The sequence below is a fragment of the Lysinibacillus sp. KU-BSD001 genome (genome assembly GCF_042920265.1).
In the GTDB taxonomy this organism is placed as follows: Bacteria; Bacillota; Bacilli; order Bacillales_A; family Planococcaceae; genus Lysinibacillus_B.
This window is the reverse complement of sequence record NZ_JBDQZI010000012.1, coordinates 99,750-116,448: the sequence shown is the minus strand read 5'-3', so window position 1 is coordinate 116,448 and position 16,699 is coordinate 99,750. Positions and strand designations below refer to the sequence as shown.

The window sequence follows — 16,699 nt, the reverse complement described above, 5'->3', positions numbered from 1 at the left end:
TCAATCCTTATTGTACTGAAGCTTTTGTTTTTCTGCATGACGCTCTAACGCTAGACCGATTAGCTGATCAATTAATGCTGGATAACTCACACCGGTATTTTGCCATAGTAGTGGATACATACTAAACGGCGTGAAGCCAGGCATTGTGTTTACTTCATTAATGAATACCTCATTACTAGCTGTCACAAAAAAATCTGCACGGACTAAGCCTGACGCATCTAAAATCTTAAACGCCGCGCAAGCCATCTCATTCATTTGCTTGACAACTGTTTCTGGTACTTCTGCAGGAATGATTAATGCTGTATTCCCATCTTTGTATTTCGAATCATAGTCATAGAAATCTGTCATTGGTTTAATTTCACCTACTACGGATGTTTGCGGCTCATCGTTCCCTAATACACCCATTTCAATTTCACGACCAACAACCCCTTGCTCTACAATAATTTTACGATCGTATTGTAGTGCAAAATCAATAGCAGTCACTAACTCTGTGCCATTTGTCGCTTTACTAATACCCACACTTGACCCTAAGTTAGCGGGTTTTACAAATAGCGGGAACTGTAAGCTTTCACATTTTGCCAAAATCATATCGCTGTCTTTTTCCCACTCGTTTCGGATAAAGTAGACGTACGGCGTTTGCGCCAGACCCGCAATTTCAAACAATTGTTTCATGACTACTTTATCCATACCTGCTGAAGATGCTAAAACCCCATTCCCAACATACGGTACATTTAGCACTTCTAATAACCCTTGTACGGTACCATCTTCACCATTTGTACCATGTAGCAATGGGAAAATCACATCAAATTGATATTTATTATGCGCCTCGATAAATTTCGTAATATTATTTGGGGCATTATTAGATGTAAATTGTAACTGTTCAATCGTTTCAACGGGAGCTGTTAACTGAGGTCCTGTAAGCCATTCACCATCCAATGTAATAAAAATCGGATGTACTTCGTATTGCTCAAAATCTAAAGCCTGTGTCACAGCCTTCGCAGTTGAAAGCGATACTTCATGCTCTGCAGACTTCCCTCCATATAATAAACCGATTTTCTTTTTCATACCGTTGACCTCCTTAAGTATCCTTAGTTTATCATGAAGTAAAACCCGCTATAAACTAAATTCCTTACTTGAAAAAAGGTTGCCACGAAGCAATGTCGAGACAACCTTAGCTAATTTTTATTAGTTCATCGTAGTTTTGCTTTAAAATTTCATTTAAGTCAACCCATACTTCATCTGGGAAATTGTAATCGGATAATGTACGAATTTCAATACCGTATTGCGATGACTTTTCCATTTTAAATAATGAAAGCAATGCACCTTCTTTCACGAAGTGTCTGCATGCACGCAAAACAATCGGATCGATTGTTGGAATTGCTTGCTTTGATTTACGACGCCAAAAGCTACCTGTTCCCTCTTTTTCATGAATCATTTTATTAAATAAATTCGCTGTTAATAATTCACTATCACCTAAGAATCGAAAGTATACTTTTGTCATTTTATCATTCGGAGATGCATAATAAGCATATCGATTTTGTAACTTGCTAAAAAACGGTGATGCGAGCGGTTCACGTTTATGACCAAAATATAAGAGCTCTGCTTGCTCTACTGGCGATAATTGATTGACGTTTTTCTCACTCGAAAAATCAATCCAACAAAAATCCCCCTTTATATCCGGTAATCGTTTCATAAAGGACGTCATATCTTCCGTAGCAATATAATCAAACTGTGTATGCATGTTAAAGGAGCCATCCTCATAATTGTGCTTTAGCAGCAATATATTTTTCATCGGTTCAATAGACGAAAAAAATTGCCTAAATGAAAGGCCACTATAAATGACGAATTGATCTACATCATTCATATGTATATATAAATGATGTATAAAATCGTCCGCACTTTTCATTTTTTTTGCCATCACACGCCCACTCCTTCAAACGAATAATATGAATATTATATGATGTATTATCGTTTTTTGAAACAATTTATATTTTTCTTCGTCATATCTTTTGTTTCTATTAGTTACAAGTATTTTTCAGTAGAATATGTTAAAGTAAATTGTTAGTATGTATTACATTCACTCTTCGAAAAACACAACTCACACCCACATCATACGAGTTGATGTCTTTTCTTATGCAGATTAGAAAATGATACCCTCTTATCTGCCAATGATTTGATTTTAAATAAGGTGGCATTCATGAATAATAATAGAAATTTCACGAAACGTTTCGATTGGACGCTCTTTTTTATACTAATGATGTTTCTTGCTGTCAGCTTGCTCGCGATTGGCTCTGCGCAAACTTCTGGGCAATATGGCATTAACTTCGTACCGTTGCAAATTCGCTGGTATGTCATTGGTGCGATCATTGTCGCATTCGTTATGTATTTTGAGCCCGACCAATACAAAAAAATGGCATGGGTATTGTACGGTTTTGGTTTATTCTTATTAATTGCGCTCTTTGTTATTCCAGAAGGTACTTTTGCGGTACGTGTAAACGGCGCAAAAAGTTGGTTCTCAACGCCAGTCGGTAATATTCAACCGTCGGAATTTATGAAAACCTTCTATATTTTAGCATCTGCTTATTTAATTAGTAAACATCATGAACAATACCAAGTCAAAACGATTAAATCAGACTTTATTTTACTCGGAAAAATTGCTATAACATTGCTTGTGCCACTTGGTTTTATTATGACCCAGCCTGATCTTGGTTCATCTCTTGTATTTTTAGCGATCACAGCCGCCTTAGTTATTGTAGGGGGTATATCGTGGAAAATCATTTTACCTATTTTCGGTGGTGCAGTAACAGTCGGTGGCTCTTTATTATGGATGGCGCTTTATATGCAAGACTTCCTCGAAGAAGCATTCGGCTTTAAAGCGTATCAATTTGCGCGAATTTACTCTTGGCTTGATCCCTACTCCTACTCGGCAAATGAAGGCTATCACCTTATTACCTCGCTGAACGCGATTGGATCTGGTGAAATTTTCGGTAAAGGCTTATTCGGTCGTGAAGTTTACGTGGCAGAAGGTCATACCGATTTTATCTTTACCGTTATCGGGGAAGAATGGGGATTTGTTGGCGCAAGTATCGTCATTTGCTTATATTTCTTATTAATTTATCATTTAACACGGACAACACTTTTACTAAAAGACCCATTTAGTACGTATGTATGTGCAGGGATTATTGCGATGATTACATTCCATGTATTCGAAAATATCGGTATGACGATTCAATTACTCCCAATTACAGGAATACCATTACCATTTATTAGTTACGGTGGTAGTTCACTGATGGGCAATGCACTTGCAATCGGTTTAGTATTTAGTATGCGATTCCATTATCGTACGTATATGTTCTCCGCACACGATGATGAAGATTAAGAAAAGAATGTTCATATCCACACTCTTCAACAAAAACAAGCTGCCTCCATTGAAATGAAGGCAGCTTTATTTTACGCATTTTGTGTTTGTGGACTTTGCGTTGGTGGTGTTAAAACTTTTAAAAGTTCTAGACGTGATTTCGTAACAGTTGCTTTCACGCCTAATGTAGATAAGTTTTTTACGACTTCTTTCAAATCGATTTCCTTCGTCATCTGTCCCACCTCAATCTTTCCTTATATACTTTAACGTCCTTGCTTGTAAAAAAGTTTCATGTTAAATATTAGATGTCTGACTTTTATAACTGAACTTATCATATCATTATTGTATGCAAAAAAGTTTTTCAATTATGTTACAAGTTCCAAAAGTCAAGTAAATCGAACACATAATTATCATTTCCTATTTCAAGCAAGATTAAACATTTTATTTGTATACTGTAATAAGGCGATTTACCGTCATGTCGGTACATGTATAAAATATTTTATAAAAGCATATAATTTTTGTTAAAAGCATTGCATCATCATAAGAAATGCAATGCTTTTTACGACTTAAAACTAACATTTATTATTTATATTTCTATTATATAACTACGCTTTATACGGGGAGATTGTTAAAGTATACCGCTGAGAGCTTATGTGAGGTTTTGACACATATTAGTTGAAGGAGTCTTTATGATGGCAAAGTCAATTTTAATACCCAAGCAATTGCAACGCTTCCGGTTAACGCTAGAAAAATCCGCTATGGAATATATGCGATGCATGCCTAATACAAAAGCAACTAATCTAATGAATAGCAAGCTCGGTGGAATGCCTTATTTACCAAAAGGGGCCACTCATCCAAGAGATGCAACAGGGGAATATATGCTGCTCCTTGCACAAATTAATTTTTCAGAGGATTCTTTTCCTTCACCATTTCCGACAAAAGGATTATTGCAATTTTTTATGTCGTCATGGAGCTATGAACAAACACTTAAAACCGGGAATATTTTACCGCCAAATTATTTTAGAATACGTTATTCCCCTATCACAGTAGTACATGACATGATAGAGGACTTTACTTATTTACACGGAGTCTCAATGCACCAATTTCCTTTTGAAAAAGAGTTATCACTTTCTTTTTCAAGAGAAATTGAACCAGTTTCTGCAACAGACTATCGGTTAAACGCGTATATTCCTCCGAACCTTGTTGAACAATTTACACAAACAGAACAGCAACGATTTAGCGATATTTACTTTCATTATTTTTCAAGTGCAGATCATAAAATGGGGGGCTACCCTTATTTTATCAACGAGGATATCCGTGCTACTACGGCATCATTCAAAAAATACGACACACTCCTTCTTCAAATTGTTTCAGATGATGAAATGGGGATTATGTGGGGAGATTCAGGTGTGCTAAAGTTTTTCATTAATCACGAAAAATTAGAAAAATGTGACTTTTCAGACGTTTTATTGTATATAGAAGACTACTAATCCAAACCTTTTGGCGTAGCATGCTCGCATCGCTGAGAGGTTTTATTTTTTATAGTGGAAATACATACATTTAGCCGAAAAAATACGTTACTATAAGAAGATGAGAGAATATGAAAGAAGGTAATCAAATGACTTTTTCATTCGAAACTAGCATCCTCGCTCTATTGGTTGCCATGCTCAATATTTTATTTGCTATGACGATTATTTTTTTAGAGAGAAAAGATGCTTCTTCCACTTGGGCATGGATTCTCGTCTTGTTTTTTATTCCATTATTCGGGTTTATTTTATATTTACTTCTTGGAAGACAACTACGAAAAAAACATTTATTCCGGTGGGAAGGCCGAAAAGATATCGGCATCGAAAAGCTCATTAGTTATCAAATCGACGCAGTGAAAGAAGAGAAACTGGAATTTCGCAAAGAGCATATAAACGATTTTAAAGAGCTTATCTACATGAATTTAATTACAAACAACGCAGTGCTAACACAAGACAATGCGATACAGTTATTCGATGACGGGAGTGATAAATTCGAAGCATTGCTTCAAGATATTTTAGAGGCAAAAGATCATATCCATATACAATATTATATTTTTAAGCTTGATAATTTAGGACAACGTATTTTAAATGCATTAATAAAAAAGGCAAAACAAGGGGTAAAAGTCCGTATTTTATATGATGAAATGGGCTCTCGTGGTATTAAAAAACGTCACTTCAAAGAATTAACGGAAATCGGCGGAGAAGTGGAGATATTTTTCCCGTCTATTTTCCCACTCATTAACCCCCGCTTAAACTTTCGTAACCACCGTAAAATCGTTGTCATTGATGGACGGATTGGCTATATTGGTGGGTTTAATGTTGGCGATGAATATTTAGGCTTGAAGTCGCGATTTGGCTATTGGCGTGATACACATATGCGGATTGAAGGAAGTTCTGTACACCCATTACAAACACGCTTTCTACTCGACTGGAATCAAGCAACTGTACATCATTGCATTAACTATTCCGAGCGTTATTTTCCTGCTATCCCGCAAAAGGGCGATATTGCGATACAAATCGTTTCAAGTGGGCCTGATACAGAATACGCTACAATTAAAAATAGCTATATTAAAATGATTATGAGTGCTAAAAAATACATTTATATTCAATCACCTTACTTTATTCCAGATGATGGATTTTTAGACGCACTAAGAATTGCGTCACTTTCCGGGATTGATGTTCGCATTATGATTCCAAACAAACCCGATCATCCATTTGTCTATTGGGCAACTTACTCGTATGCTGGGCAGCTACTAAAAACAGGGGCGAAAATTTATCATTACGATAAAGGCTTTATTCATGCCAAAATGATTGTTGTCGATGATGCCATATCAACAGTTGGTACAGCTAATATCGATGTTCGCAGTTTCAGTTTAAATTTTGAAATCAATGCATTCATTTATAATCATGCTATTTCTCATAACTTAGCAGAAATTTTCGAAAAAGATATTTTTGATTGTACGGAGCTTACAATGGAAACTTACGAAAATCGACCACTTCGGGTAAAGTTTAAAGAATCCATTTCCAGGTTATTATCACCGATTTTATAAAAATGGCGAATCCCAAAATCGGATTCGCCATTTACTATTCCACACCTAAATATTCTTCTAGTGTTAAACCTGACTTTTTTACCTTCGCCGCTGTTTCGACGCCTAAATAACGAAAATGCCATGATTCATACATAAAGCCTGTTACATCTTCTTTCCCCTCTGGAAAACGTAGGATAAACCCATATTTATGCGCATTGTCTACTAACCATTTTCCAGCAGGTGTCTCACCAAATTCGGCTGTTAACCATAAATCTTGACGGCTATTTTCACCAATATCAAATGCTAAACCCGTTTGGTGCTCTGAGTATCCTGGGCGTGCACTGTAGCGGTCCGCCGCCTCTTTCCCATCACGGTTTACGTAATTTGTATACAGTGTTGTTTGATAATCATAGGAACGAAATCCACTAAATGCGACCAGCTCAAGACCTACCTCTTTTGCGGCCATCGCCATTTGTTCAAAAGCAGCGCGGGCTTCAGGACTTTCACCAGGATTAAAATCTTTTGGTAATGGATGTTTTTTATTAGCTATTAAAATTCCATCCACGTATGTCGGCTCGATTACTTCTGGTGTTTCAATGCGATATCCACCTGCATCTACTTCAATTACTTCTGGTCGTTCCTCCTGCGGTGTAGTCGGCTTTTCCCCATTCTCTTCCATTTCATTGGGCTGTGCTACAGCAGGTGGTGTGTCAACACTCTGTTCTCCTGCTGTAGATGGAAACAATGTGTCTTTATAAGCATATATACCGACCACGATAACGACTAAAAACATTATGATACTACTACTAATAATTATTAACTTATTATTTTTATGTTGATTCACTCTTGATTTTCTCATAGTACGCCTACTTTCTTCAACAATACACTTATTCTATCATTTTTTATTCTAGTGACTTTTAGAAAAGGGGCCGTCTGAAAAGGCATGTTGATGCGACCATCGCAGGAGCAATATTTCTTACTCGATCATGATGAAAGAGTAAAGGGGTGTTCTGAAAGTTTTTACCTCCTGGACACCACCCTCTGTTTATCCTGTAATAATGATATATAAAACAATTAGTGTTGCGATGGCAAAGAACATTGCCATACTACGCATCCACTTTGATTCCTTTTCTAATCCTTGTTGCTTAAAGCTTCGATAACGAAAGAAGTTTGTTAACGTAAACATGATAGTTAAAAACAAAACAGCTACTTGAAAGTTACCAGTAACCCCAAAATATAAAGCAAGTAAACTCGAAATTGCTACTAAGATAAGTGAAACACTTTTTTCATTCATAGTTGAAGCCCCTTATTTATTCTCTGGAATGTCCGAGAAAAACTTACGTCCTAAATATGTTTGTACAATTAAAATAAAGCCACCCACTGACCAATACAGTGGTAATGCAGCCATCGATGTAAACGAAATAATGACAATCATAATCGGTGAAATATAAATCATCCATTTCATCTGCTGCTTTTGCGCCTCTGGAACTGTCCATAGTGACACTCGTGCTTGCACAAAATAAATCACTCCAGCAATTACTGTCATTAAAATATCTGGAGATCCTAAATTAAACCATAAAAATTCATGCGTCTTTACGTCTGCCGAATAAAGAATCGCAAAATATAGCCCCATAATAATCGGCATTTGAATGACAATCGGTAAACAGCCCATATTTAACGGGTTAATATTATGTTCTCGATATAACGCAATCATTTCTTGCTGAATAGCAAGTTGCTCCTCTTTTGTTTTTGCAGCCTTCATACGTGCTTGGACATCTTCCATTAAAGGTTTCACAACATCCATTTTCACCTTCATATGTGCTTGCTTACGATAATTTTTCAACATGAAAGGCATTAAGACTAAACGAATAGCAACCGTAATTGCGATAATCGCTAATCCGTAGCTGCCGTTAAATACAGAGTTACCTAAAAAATCAAGCAATGCATCCATCGGCCTTACAAAAATACTATAAAAAAAGCCTTCTTCATTTTCGACAGATTGGCATCCCGTTAACATAAACAATACCGTTAGGAGTAAACCACTTAGCTTTAAATGCTTCATCATTGTCACCTTCTTCTTTTGATTACAGTTGAAGTATACAGGAATGTAGCTTTAGGCGCCAATATACACGAAAAAAATTTTTTAGCTTGCACCAACATCACACAAGTAAATTCAACGTGAGAATTGAATCAAACTACTCGTTCAAGTATGGCATGCAAAGTACGAGTACACACCCTTTTACACGCTATTCTTTTAGGGAATTTACATATCAAAGTCGCCTACACAAACTTATGAACATCTTTTATCCACAAATGAAAAGGCCCTGCTTCATGTAACAGGGCCTCTCGTTTATACTTTTTCATATTCTGGTTCGCCAATTTCAAAGCGATAAAATTCATGATGCAATTCATCACGGAAATGCTTCGGTGTAACCCCTGTATATTTCTTGAAAATACGAGTAAAGTAACTTTGATTACAGAAATGGAACTGCTCTGAAATCGACGTAATACTTTTATTCGTATGACGCAAGTAATACTGTGATTCTTCTACACGACGCACATTTAAATACTCGACTAACGTAATTCCCACATGCTCACGGAAAATACGCGACAAATGGCTTGTACTAATATGGAAATTTGCCGCAATACTTTCTACTGTTAAATCATTTTCCAGTTCATCATTAATATACATAATCACTTTGTTTACCGTTTGGTGACGGAATGTTGGCTGTCTGCGGTCCGCAATAAAATAAACATAGAAGTCGATTAAGTCATCTGCAAATTGCAAAAACTCTGCATCTTTCATCTGATTTTCAATCATATCGGCACATGCTAAATTAAACGCGAAAGCTTTTTTCATAGGCACTTGATTATCTAGAAGCTTACGCGCAACAATAGATGACAAAATGATAAAATAATGGCGTACAACTTTAATGACCTGTTTTCCAAAACGAATCGATAAAATATCGATAATTTCATGTAAAGATTTCTTCGCTTTTGCTGCTTCTAAATGATAAATCTCAAACAACAACTTTGATTCAATAATAAAGAACTCCTCAATCCCTTGATATTGATTGATATTATCGATTTCTTGGAAGTATCTTTTGGAAATTGTTTCAGATATCGAATGTTGATGTAATTGCATAGATTACCTCCATCTTTCCTTCTAAGTTCTAAAGGTATATTTTTTTTACAAAATATAACTTCAAAGAACTAAAAATATGATAGTAGAAAATAAATATTTTTTAGGCCTTTCACCAAAATATGTACTTGACTGCACATTTAACTACAGGCGTACACTTCCCGCTGTAGTCGCCGCCTTCCGGTCCATATGCTTATAACATAAAGTTTCTTACTTCTAAAAAAGAAACATCCTCTATATAATATTGCTTTATTAGATGTTCCATACTTAATATAACGATAAATTCTCAATACGCACTTTATTTACTAACTACAGTGAATATTACCATATTTTGCGATTTTTTTTCAACTTAAATTTGGTATAATGAATAGTACAAAAATCCCATCGCTAAAAGAAGACGTAATCTTACTACTAATTATCTGTAAAGACATGATATAATATTAAGCATACCAGTTAATAATAAGGAAACAATCCGAAATTTATTTTCTTACTTGTCATTTATCTATTCTTTTCTTTATAAATTTTAAAAATGAATAAATTTCTGTCCATTATTCCTCAATCTTCTCTATTTAATTTCTACAAAAATGTAGTAAAATATAAGATAATTATGTAAAATTGCTTAAAAGAGGTGTTTATAAAGTGGATCCAAAACAAATTGAAGAAATTATGGACGTTATTAAAGAATTTTTCCCTGAAAATACGTCTATCGCAATTTCTGACGTCAATGAATATTTATACTATCAGCCAAGCAAAAAAGTAGACTTAAAAATTAAACCAGGTGACCCAATTAAAGAAGGATCAGCTGCCCACAAAGCATTAACGTATGGCCAAAAAATTAGTACATACATCGAGCCAGATGTATTCGGTGTGCCTTATTTCGGTATGAGTATACCATTAGTTGAAGAAGGCGAAACAAAAGGTGCTATTACTGCTATTTTCCCACAAAAGCCATCACCGTTTTTAACAAACTACATTACAGTTAAAATCGATGACTGCTGGTACCCAATTAAACATAATCAAGTAATTTATTTAGAGACACAACTTCGTAAAACATTTGTTAAAACAATGAGTCGCGAAGGCTACCACCGTTTAAATTTAAGTGATTTAGAACTGTTTTTAGCTCCAGATTCATTTATTCGTTGCCACCGTTCATATATCGTGAATATTGATTATATTGAAGAAATCCAACCAGATTCTCACTCAACATTTTTATTGATTATGAAGGACGGCACGCGTATTCCTGTTTCTCAACGTTACGCAAGTTATTTCCGTCGTTCACTCGGTTTCTAATTTACCATGTTTCACTACACATACACAAAGACTTTCGACCTAAAAACTCAAGTCTTTGTGTATTTTTTTGCTAAAAAATACCCTCGCTGGCTCATGTTAAAAAACCTATTTTCGGTCGAAAATACATTTTTTATCTCTTTCATTCGTTTTTTAAGCACTTTCATGCGCAACATGAAGAAATTGTGACAATTTGGTGATAATATTATTTCAAGCGGTTGAGAATTCAACCTGATTAAATAAACAGAAAATTCTCACACAATTTTCTAACTATTCATTTAAACCATTATTAAACTTATTTAGGGGAGGATTTTAAAATGGATCCACGAGTTGAGAAACGTTTAGGTTTAAAACAATTAGCAGATAAAATTATGTCTGCAGAAGAAGCTGCTGCATTAATCCAGGACGGCACAGTTGTAGGTATGTCTGGATTTACACGCGCAGGGGATGCAAAAGTTGTTCCTATGGCTTTAGTAGAACGCGCAAAAAACGAAAAATTCCAAATTGATGTATATACAGGTGCTTCTTTAGGACCTGAAGTAGATAAACACTTAGCAGAAGCTGGTGTAATCCGCAAACGTGGGCCTTTCCAAGGTGATGCTACAATCCGTGGCTTAATCAATAAAGGTGAAGTATCTTATGTTGATGCACACCTTTCTCACAACGCTGAGTTAGTACGCCAAGGTATCATTGGTCCAATTAAACATTTAATCGTTGAAGCGGTTGCAATCACGGAAGAAGGTTTAATCATCCCAACAAACTCTGTTGGTAACTCACCAGTTTTCGCTGAGTACGCTGAAAACATTATTGTTGAATTAAATATCTCTCACCCAGAGTCGCTAATCGGTATCCACGATATTTATGTTCCAGGTGAGCAAGGTAAACGTGAACCACTTCCAATTACAAACGCTGAGCAACGTATTGGTGAAATCGGTATCCGTGTACCAGCAGAAAAAATCCAAGCTATCGTTATTTCTGAAGAGCCAGATGCGCCTTCATTAATCGTTCCTCCAGATGAGGAAACTCAAACGATGGCAAACATTCTTTTAGACTTCTTCCGTGATGAAATCAAAGCGGGTCGTCTAACAAATGAGCTTATGCCATTACAATCAGGTGTAGGTTCAGTAGCAAACGCCGTTCTTGACGGTTTCGCTGATTCTGAGTTCGAAAACTTAGTTGTATCTTCTGAAGTATTACAAGATGCTGTATTCAACTTAATCGATGCTGGTAAAGTACGCTTTGCAGCTGCAACTTCTATTACATTAACTGAAGAACTACAAAAGAAAGTTTACGGTAACTTAGAAGCTTACGCTGATAAAATTTGCTTACGTCCACAAGAAATTTCTAACCACCCAGAGCTTATCCGTCGTTTGGGCTTAATCTCAATCAACACAGCTCTTGAGTTAGATATTTATGGTAACGTAAACTCTACTCACGTTTCAGGTACAAAAATGATGAATGGTATCGGTGGTTCTGGTGACTTCGCACGTAACGCTCGTCTTGGTATCTTCGTAACGAAATCATACGCTAAAGGTGGCGCGATTTCTTCAATCGTACCAATGGTTTCTCACGTAGACCATACTGAACATGATGTAGATGTGATCGTAACAGAACAAGGTATCGCTGACTTACGTGGTCTTGCTCCAAAAGAGCGTGTACCACTAATCATCGAAAATTGTGCTCACCCAGACTTCAAAGAGCAATTATGGGACTACTACAACCGTGCAGTAGAAAAACACGGCAGTGTACAAACTCCACACCTTTTAGAAGAAGCTCTTTCTTGGCACGTAAGCCTTGCTGAAAACAAAACAATGAAAAAAGAAACAACAAAAGCTTAATATACATTCTCTCGGCAAATCTCGGTTTGCCGAGTTTTTTATTATGTTTTGACGACAAACATTATATAAAATGTGAGCATTCATCATTCATGTCTATTTTTGCTGTATCCACCCAAAAAGGTTGTGCTGTAAGTGTTACTTATAGCACAACCTTTCGTCATTTATACATATTTATTTACACAGAACTCCTAACGATATTCATTTTGCTGATGTTGTTCCTCATTGTAGTGGAGAACCGTCGTTTGTGCCCCTTCATCAATCATATGATTCCCCTCCAGCACGGTATTAGCTGCTTGTGCTGCTGTTGAAGCAATGTCTTCTAACGTTTCCTTCTCAGGATGTTTCTCGCTGTTCTCCGTCATTGCCATAAACGTCGCCGCTTTATTTTTGCCTATATCATTCTTTTCAGCCGCGCTTTTTGTAGTATTCATTGCCCCTTGTGTTCCGCTAGTTCCCTTTTGGAAATTATCCATTTCCTTTTTCAATTGACTTAAATACCCCACCGTCTTATCGCGGTTCCCCTTTTTACTTAAATATGACACTACACCTGCCACTAAACCCGCAAGGACAACTCCCTTACCTTTTAACTTTGCCATCATTCATCCCTCCATGTAGTTGGTATATGAAATATTTTCCCGCCAACCATTATTTTTAAACATGATTTCGAGATGTAAATACTGTCAATATAGAATACATATTATCCATATGCCATTTCGATATGATTCATAAAGCACCACTTTATTATTTGTATAATATAAACGACTATACTTTCTATTATCTAAATAATCTAAAAATTTTAACTAAATATTAATATTATGGGTTATAACTGAATATATTTACATTACGTAAAGGGGCGAGAATATGTTTGAAACTAAAGATATTGCATATGATTGGAAAGAGATACTGAGCTTTGCCGGTGTTGCTAGTATTTTAACATTTTTTATTTATTTAATCGTTTTTTAATGCGAAGTAAATGATAGCAAGCGAATGAACTTTTAGCTTCAATACTCTACCTTTAAAAAATCTTGTACCCTAAACCCATTATATAAACACTAATTGCTATAACTCCTAATAATCTTTTTCTAAAAAAGTAGGTGTCTAGAAAATAAAACATTTCTAGACACCCCTTCACTTTTTTATAATTTTACATCATTATAATCCGTACTTTTTTCAAATGTTGCAACAACATAGGAACATACTGCTTTCATTTTCAAGTTGTTTGCACGTGCATAGTTTGCTGCTTCATCCAACAATTTTTTGGCTACACCTTGTCCACGTAATTCATCGGATACATAGGTGTGATCCATTGTCATCACACCATTCATTTCCACCCATGTAATTTCTGCTACGCGGCGCCCTTCTTGCTCGTATTCAAATGCATGATGCATCCCCGCTTTGTTTAACTTAAATTCCACTATAATCCCTCCCTTTGCTTTTTAATATAGCAAAAGAAATATAGTGACCTCTAGCAAAAACTATCGTAAATTTTACTCGGTTTGTGTATCTGAATTATCACTTGAGCCAAACCAACTAGCAATTGTATCAATTAAATTAGTAAAGAAATTTTTCACACCATTCCAAAAACCTTCGTCTTGCACTAAATCACTTAATCCACCGAACTTTTCTTCAATCGTTTTACTTAAATCAGATAGTTGCTCAGACCATTGAGAAAAATCAATATTTAAATTACGGATTTGATCCATTAAATTGATTAATAACTGACGATCTTGTTCGCTTAAATTGATTTCTAGTTTCGTTAACTGTTCTTCTACAATGCGTTGTACCTCTTCTTTTGTTGCGGGTGCCTGCTCTGCGATTTCTTTTTTGATTTCCGTTAATAGGTTCGCTACTTGTTCTTCTGTAATCCCTGAATTCTCCGCAAGTTCTGTCGCTACTGAAAGCTCTTCATTTGCCACATCTGTACGCTCAATATCTAGTGTCTCACCTGTTTTCACTTCATACGCTTTATAAATCCCTACAAGTGCGGAGTGACCTGTTACCGCTTTTGGTGCTGCTACGTCAACGATCGCATCTTCAATACCTGCCGTTAGCATAGCACTTGCATACATTTCAGCTGTTACTTGTGTAATATTTTCCGGTGTGACGATACTAATGACTAACCCTTTTCCTTCTTCTTGGCGTGTAATTTTGGCAGATGAATACATCCGTGAGCTGGCATTACTATTTTTAATATATTTGACTAAATCTTCACCCGCTACTGTAATTTCATCAAATTCTGGTTCCTCTTCAACGCGGAGTGCCGTCTTCACCAATTCGCGCTCGGTTTCAGAAAGATTCGCACCATACACCACAATTGGTACACCTAATTTTTCATTAATCGCCTTTGTTGTACCAGTCGCACCCAACACTTGAGTTGGTAGCATCATGACTATAGCGACTAATAATGTCATCAACATCGTAAAATATTTGCGTTTCATGTCAGAAACCTCCCCTTTCAGATAATACATACGCTAAAAAAAGCAAAAGGTTTCAAAAAGAGCTTTTGTGCGCTTTCTACCTTTTGCTTTATTGCTAGACGATTTCTGTCCAGCCATCTTGTTGTTTAATTTTTCGTGCCTTCATTAAGGTACCAAGCGCACGTTTAAATGCACCTTTACTCATGTCAAACATGTCTTGAATTTCTTCTGGTGATGATTTATCACTAAATGGCATTTTACCGCCTACACTTTCTAAATACGCTAAAATTTTCTCTGCGTCTTCACTTAAGCGCTCATGCTTACGTGGTAGAAGTGAACCGTTTAATGAGCCATCCTCTTTTACATCGATAATACGAACCGCTACTTCTTGTCCTAAGCGTGGCTCTGCTTTCATTTCAGAATTATGAACAAAAATACGATAAGGCGCATCTACACCGAGTAGGAACGACCCTACAGGTAATAAGCGATAAGGACGCGCCATAATATTTTGATTATGCATCTCTTCAAGCGCACCTTCGTACAGCTCATTCACTTTTTCTTCTGTAATTAAGCGGCCAAATAAATCGCCGTTACGATCAACACGTAATGTCATATATAAATAATCGCCCGCTTGTGGCCATAACTCTTGTAATGCTGGTAAATCCTCCGCTTTTACGAGCACTTCACGTGATGTACCGATATCTGTGTATGCACCTTCGCGTGTGACTTTTAATACACGTGCCCAGCCATATTCACCTTGGCGAAGAGTCGGCAATGCCGCTGTTGCTTGTAACTCTCCACGACGATCTGTATATAAAAATACGTCTATTTGATCACCGATTACTAAAGGCTCTGCTACCTCAGACTGATTAAGCGGAATCTCGCTATCACCATTTGTTAACACATAACGTGACCCTTGCTCTTCTAAAACTGTTAATGAAACGATGTGACCTGATTTTAATTCGTTCATTTGTTCTTTCCTTTCATTACACATTATGCTGTGTTTTCATCTGTTCAAGTTTCCGCATAAATTCAGGCTGTTCTTCCATCAATTGTACTAAATCCGCAATACGATCGATTGAATTCCAGCTCAAATGATGCTCAATTCCTTCAACATCCTCATATATACGTTCTTCATCAACCCCAATGAGGCGTAAAAATTGTTCTAATAGCTCATGACGTTGCACAAGCCTTTTCCCTAATTTTACTCCTTTGGGCGTTAATGTTAAGCCTCGATACTTTTCGTATACTAAATATCCGTCCTTATCTAATTTTTGGACCATTTTCGTAACTGAGGAAGGTAGAACAGATAATGCTTCCGCAATATCGGACACACGAGCGTACCCTTTATTTTCAATTAATAAATAAATTTGTTCGATGTGGTCCTCCATACTAGGTGTTGGCATATCTTGTCCCCTCTCTTTCCAAGTGCTAATTTAAGTTTACTACAATGTCACATAAAGTGAAACTTCAATCAGTGGCGGTTTGATGCATAGGATGTGCTAAGACAGGCGTTGTCACACGGATGTGACACTTTTATTCGGCCAATCGTCCTCGCTGATTGAGAGAGGAACGCAGGCAGGTTGACCTCTCACCTACACT

At 36.4% G+C, this 16,699-nt stretch carries 17 protein-coding genes; 5 read left to right on the top strand and 12 right to left on the bottom strand.

Annotation, left to right across the window (positions count from 1 at the left end; all coding sequences use genetic code 11):
- Together AAGS61_RS16205 and AAGS61_RS16200 are read right to left on the bottom strand one after the other, a co-directional pair.
- Entirely contained in the window at positions 1–1,065 is a 1,065-nt protein-coding gene (locus AAGS61_RS16205) for a D-alanine--D-alanine ligase (protein ID WP_391374173.1), read from the bottom strand.
- 106 nt (positions 1,066–1,171) lie between these two features.
- Positions 1,172–1,918: a hypothetical protein gene (locus AAGS61_RS16200; RefSeq protein ID WP_391374171.1), complete on the bottom strand. Its 747-nt coding sequence runs from the start codon at positions 1,916–1,918 to the stop codon at positions 1,172–1,174.
- A gap of 279 nt (positions 1,919–2,197) precedes the next feature.
- On the opposite strand from AAGS61_RS16200, the gene AAGS61_RS16195 reads away from it, so the two are divergent.
- Positions 2,198–3,379, top strand: coding sequence for an FtsW/RodA/SpoVE family cell cycle protein (locus tag AAGS61_RS16195; protein ID WP_391374168.1), 1,182 nt, complete (start codon positions 2,198–2,200; stop codon positions 3,377–3,379).
- A gap of 71 nt (positions 3,380–3,450) precedes the next feature.
- On the opposite strand, the gene AAGS61_RS16190 is transcribed toward AAGS61_RS16195, so the two are convergent.
- Complete coding sequence (locus AAGS61_RS16190; RefSeq protein ID WP_391374165.1) at positions 3,451–3,591, bottom strand: Lmo0850 family protein; 141 nt, start codon at positions 3,589–3,591, stop codon at positions 3,451–3,453.
- Between the two features lie 459 nt (positions 3,592–4,050).
- Here AAGS61_RS16190 and AAGS61_RS16185 point away from each other — a divergent pair, with 459 nt between their 5' ends.
- Positions 4,051–4,848, top strand: coding sequence for a YwqG family protein (locus tag AAGS61_RS16185; RefSeq protein ID WP_391374163.1), 798 nt, complete (start codon positions 4,051–4,053; stop codon positions 4,846–4,848).
- Positions 4,849–4,976: 128 nt separating this feature from the next.
- Entirely contained in the window at positions 4,977–6,434 is a 1,458-nt protein-coding gene (gene cls / locus AAGS61_RS16180; protein WP_391374217.1) for a cardiolipin synthase, read from the top strand.
- A gap of 34 nt (positions 6,435–6,468) precedes the next feature.
- Here the strand turns inward: cls and AAGS61_RS16175 are convergent, their stop codons facing one another.
- From AAGS61_RS16175 to AAGS61_RS16160, 4 genes are all read right to left on the bottom strand, one after another.
- Entirely contained in the window at positions 6,469–7,272 is an 804-nt protein-coding gene (locus AAGS61_RS16175; protein WP_391374160.1) for a D-alanyl-D-alanine carboxypeptidase family protein, read from the bottom strand.
- A 186-nt stretch (positions 7,273–7,458) separates the two neighbouring features.
- Positions 7,459–7,707, bottom strand: a complete 249-nt coding sequence (locus AAGS61_RS16170) for a hypothetical protein (protein ID WP_391374157.1) — start codon at positions 7,705–7,707, stop codon at positions 7,459–7,461.
- Positions 7,708–7,719: 12 nt separating this feature from the next.
- Positions 7,720–8,475, bottom strand: coding sequence for a membrane protein insertase YidC (gene yidC, locus AAGS61_RS16165; RefSeq protein ID WP_391374153.1), 756 nt, complete (start codon positions 8,473–8,475; stop codon positions 7,720–7,722).
- A gap of 288 nt (positions 8,476–8,763) precedes the next feature.
- Positions 8,764–9,558, bottom strand: a complete 795-nt coding sequence (locus tag AAGS61_RS16160; RefSeq protein ID WP_391374151.1) for a helix-turn-helix transcriptional regulator — start codon at positions 9,556–9,558, stop codon at positions 8,764–8,766.
- A gap of 636 nt (positions 9,559–10,194) precedes the next feature.
- Between AAGS61_RS16160 and AAGS61_RS16155 the strand changes: the two genes are divergently transcribed.
- Positions 10,195–10,845 carry a LytTR family DNA-binding domain-containing protein gene (locus tag AAGS61_RS16155; RefSeq protein ID WP_391374148.1) on the top strand — a complete coding sequence of 217 codons (651 nt, stop codon included), beginning with the start codon at positions 10,195–10,197 and terminating at the stop codon, positions 10,843–10,845.
- A 314-nt stretch (positions 10,846–11,159) separates the two neighbouring features.
- Positions 11,160–12,680 carry a succinate CoA transferase gene (locus AAGS61_RS16150; protein ID WP_391374145.1) on the top strand — a complete coding sequence of 507 codons (1,521 nt, stop codon included), beginning with the start codon at positions 11,160–11,162 and terminating at the stop codon, positions 12,678–12,680.
- Between the two features lie 188 nt (positions 12,681–12,868).
- On the opposite strand, the gene AAGS61_RS16145 is transcribed toward AAGS61_RS16150, so the two are convergent.
- The 5 genes from AAGS61_RS16145 to mntR form a co-directional block, all read right to left on the bottom strand.
- On the bottom strand, positions 12,869–13,276 hold the full coding sequence (locus tag AAGS61_RS16145; protein WP_391374142.1) for a 3-oxoacyl-ACP reductase: 408 nt from the start codon (positions 13,274–13,276) through the stop codon (positions 12,869–12,871).
- 540 nt (positions 13,277–13,816) lie between these two features.
- Positions 13,817–14,095, bottom strand: coding sequence for a GNAT family N-acetyltransferase (locus AAGS61_RS16140; RefSeq protein ID WP_391374139.1), 279 nt, complete (start codon positions 14,093–14,095; stop codon positions 13,817–13,819).
- 72 nt (positions 14,096–14,167) lie between these two features.
- Positions 14,168–15,091: a DUF1002 domain-containing protein gene (locus AAGS61_RS16135; protein ID WP_391374214.1), complete on the bottom strand. Its 924-nt coding sequence runs from the start codon at positions 15,089–15,091 to the stop codon at positions 14,168–14,170.
- Positions 15,092–15,212: 121 nt separating this feature from the next.
- Positions 15,213–16,067 carry a CvfB family protein gene (locus AAGS61_RS16130; RefSeq protein WP_391374137.1) on the bottom strand — a complete coding sequence of 285 codons (855 nt, stop codon included), beginning with the start codon at positions 16,065–16,067 and terminating at the stop codon, positions 15,213–15,215.
- Positions 16,068–16,083: 16 nt separating this feature from the next.
- Positions 16,084–16,503 carry a transcriptional regulator MntR gene (gene mntR, locus AAGS61_RS16125; protein ID WP_391374134.1) on the bottom strand — a complete coding sequence of 140 codons (420 nt, stop codon included), beginning with the start codon at positions 16,501–16,503 and terminating at the stop codon, positions 16,084–16,086.
- Positions 16,504–16,699 lie beyond the last annotated feature (196 nt).

Coding starts and splice junctions, on each gene's coding strand:
- AAGS61_RS16205 (WP_391374173.1), bottom strand. CDS start 1,065: ATGAAAAAGAAAATCGGTTTATTATATGGAGGGAAGTCTGCAGAGCAT.
- AAGS61_RS16200 (WP_391374171.1), bottom strand. CDS start 1,918: ATGGCAAAAAAAATGAAAAGTGCGGACGATTTTATACATCATTTATAT.
- AAGS61_RS16195 (WP_391374168.1), top strand. CDS start 2,198: ATGAATAATAATAGAAATTTCACGAAACGTTTCGATTGGACGCTCTTT.
- AAGS61_RS16190 (WP_391374165.1), bottom strand. CDS start 3,591: ATGACGAAGGAAATCGATTTGAAAGAAGTCGTAAAAAACTTATCTACA.
- AAGS61_RS16185 (WP_391374163.1), top strand. CDS start 4,051: ATGGCAAAGTCAATTTTAATACCCAAGCAATTGCAACGCTTCCGGTTA.
- cls (WP_391374217.1), top strand. CDS start 4,977: ATGACTTTTTCATTCGAAACTAGCATCCTCGCTCTATTGGTTGCCATG.
- AAGS61_RS16175 (WP_391374160.1), bottom strand. CDS start 7,272: ATGAGAAAATCAAGAGTGAATCAACATAAAAATAATAAGTTAATAATT.
- AAGS61_RS16170 (WP_391374157.1), bottom strand. CDS start 7,707: ATGAATGAAAAAAGTGTTTCACTTATCTTAGTAGCAATTTCGAGTTTA.
- yidC (WP_391374153.1), bottom strand. CDS start 8,475: ATGAAGCATTTAAAGCTAAGTGGTTTACTCCTAACGGTATTGTTTATG.
- AAGS61_RS16160 (WP_391374151.1), bottom strand. CDS start 9,558: ATGCAATTACATCAACATTCGATATCTGAAACAATTTCCAAAAGATAC.
- AAGS61_RS16150 (WP_391374145.1), top strand. CDS start 11,160: ATGGATCCACGAGTTGAGAAACGTTTAGGTTTAAAACAATTAGCAGAT.
- AAGS61_RS16145 (WP_391374142.1), bottom strand. CDS start 13,276: ATGGCAAAGTTAAAAGGTAAGGGAGTTGTCCTTGCGGGTTTAGTGGCA.
- AAGS61_RS16135 (WP_391374214.1), bottom strand. CDS start 15,091: ATGACATTATTAGTCGCTATAGTCATGATGCTACCAACTCAAGTGTTG.
- AAGS61_RS16130 (WP_391374137.1), bottom strand. CDS start 16,067: ATGAACGAATTAAAATCAGGTCACATCGTTTCATTAACAGTTTTAGAA.
- mntR (WP_391374134.1), bottom strand. CDS start 16,503: ATGCCAACACCTAGTATGGAGGACCACATCGAACAAATTTATTTATTA.